Source organism: Acinetobacter endophylla (genome assembly GCF_053543775.1).
In genome coordinates this window covers 1-1510 of sequence record NZ_JBLVOM010000271.1, presented here as the reverse complement: position 1 = coordinate 1510, position 1510 = coordinate 1, and the positions used below count along the sequence as shown (strand labels likewise).

Here is a 1510-nt window from a genome sequence, read left to right as displayed (position 1 = left end):
AATTTTTTAATCGGTTTGACTTAATGGGTGGATAGTACTTTATGGATAGTCGCCAAGGACAACGAGACTCCGTGCAGCGCATTTTCAATATTAAAGCTTCTAGCTCAGCATTGATTTTAGTATTTGGCGATTTTAAGGGACATTTACTATGACTACTTAATCCATCAATACCTTGTTCAGAATATCGTTTCCACCACTTGCGTAAAGTTGGTCTAGAAATGCCACATCTCCGACAAACCAGGCCAGTATTATTGGTCTCTTCAAATAATTTAACCCATACGAGTCTTTGTTGAATTTCTCTGTTCATAGACACCCATTATATTGAAGTGATGTCTATGAATCACACAGATTATCATAAGGCTTTTGAAACTGTCGCACCTCATGTTTGAATTCACCCATTAACAGAGTGCGAATTAGTCATTGATCATGTTTGACCACATTTCAAGGAATAGTGTCTAACTTTCGGTATGCAGATTATGGTGTGGGGTTCTCTTAAAGTTTAAACCTCATTATTTTACTTCAGTAATGCTGATTGGCTGGTCTTTTACAAATTCAACAACCCCTTCACCACGTTTAAAGTGAATTGAAACTCCATTATTATTAGCTAAACGAATACCACTACCAGCAACTGTTTGCTTTAAACGATATACCACGCCTGAGTTATCAGTCATTAAAGCAGTTTCAAAGTTATCCGATGATTTCAGAAAAATTAATAAACCATTCGGACCAGAAAATTTAAGGACCTGCGTATCAGCTGAAGTATTGCTTGTAGCCTTATCTTGTAAAGTTTCAGTCTTTAGACTCGAAGTACACCCAGTCATTGCTAAAACTAACAAGGTTAAACTTAAAAAATATTTCATTTAACTACCTTTTTCATCTGTAAATCATAAGTGTATTTATACTAATTGTTATAATTTAACAATAAGACAAATATTACTTTTTTTTACATAAAAAAGCCATAAATCGCATTTTGAACAGTACCGGATTTATCAGAGATTTTTTTATTTAAATTAGGCCACCTGACCTAACGGGTTAATCTTATCATAGTACATTGCCTCAAACTCAAAAGGCGATACATATCCCAGTGCACTGTGTACATACTTTTTATTGAACCAATCTACCCAATTTAATGTCGCTTGAGAAGCAATGCTTCTCATCTCAGGAAAGTTGGTCTCCGACAAACCCGGTACGGTTCAGTACTTGTGATGGTTTATGTACAATTGACCAATGTGGAGTTTTAAAAAATCTAGCTTGATTATCTAGACCTATGCTTTTTTCAAAAAATCGGCACTGTTGCAAATAACCACGAATGGTAAGCTGAAGACTGTTTTAGCTAAAGGTGCAGCATATGAATCCTTTCCATGGTCGGCATTTTCAGGGCGAAATCATTCTTTGGGCTGTGCGCTGGTATTGTAAATATGGCATTAGCTATCGTGAACTGCAGGAAATGCTGGCCGAACGGGGTGTGAATGTTGATCACACGACTATTTACCGTTGGGTTCAACGTTAT

At 36.4% G+C, this 1510-nt stretch carries 1 protein-coding gene and 3 pseudogenes; 1 reads left to right on the top strand and 3 read right to left on the bottom strand.

Annotation, left to right across the window (positions count from 1 at the left end; translation table 11 throughout):
• The 3 genes and pseudogenes from ACNPNW_RS15785 to ACNPNW_RS15775 all read right to left on the bottom strand — a co-directional run.
• Window positions 1-307, bottom strand: a pseudogene (locus ACNPNW_RS15785) (helix-turn-helix domain-containing protein); the annotation flags it as partial.
• Window positions 308-509: 202 nt separating this feature from the next.
• On the bottom strand, window positions 510-860 hold the full coding sequence (locus ACNPNW_RS15780; RefSeq protein ID WP_071321248.1) for a hypothetical protein: 351 nt from the start codon (window positions 858-860) through the stop codon (window positions 510-512).
• A gap of 150 nt (window positions 861-1010) precedes the next feature.
• Window positions 1011-1136 (bottom strand): annotated as a pseudogene (locus ACNPNW_RS15775) (IS3 family transposase); the annotation flags it as partial.
• Between the two features lie 212 nt (window positions 1137-1348).
• Between ACNPNW_RS15775 and ACNPNW_RS15770 the strand changes: the two are divergent.
• Window positions 1349-1510: pseudogene (locus ACNPNW_RS15770) on the top strand (IS6 family transposase); the annotation flags it as partial.